At 28.7% G+C, this 209-nt stretch carries 1 protein-coding gene; it reads left to right on the top strand.

From position 1 onward, the window contains the following. Positions 1-21 precede the first annotated feature (21 nt). Positions 22-209: integrase core domain-containing protein (locus F6U93_RS15010; protein WP_225312725.1), on the top strand; the 188-nt coding region annotated here is incomplete at its 3' end.

Below are 209 nucleotides of genomic sequence, written 5' to 3'. Positions count from 1 at the left end.
GAATTTATCTCTAAAACCTTTATGAACTGGTGTGAAAAGAACTTTATTGAAATTAAATATACACAACCTGGAAAACCAATGCAAAACGGATACATAGAACGTTTTAATCGATTCTTTAGAGAAGATATACTGGATGCTTATTACTTCAATGATAAATATCAATTGCAAAAAATAAGCGACAACTGGAGAGAAGACTATAATTTTAATCA

It is taken from the genome of Pseudotamlana haliotis, from assembly GCF_008806375.1.
Classification (GTDB): domain Bacteria; phylum Bacteroidota; class Bacteroidia; order Flavobacteriales; family Flavobacteriaceae; genus Pseudotamlana; species Pseudotamlana haliotis.
The sequence above is the reverse complement of the archived record's forward strand: the minus strand, read 5'-3'. Positions and strand labels throughout refer to the sequence as shown.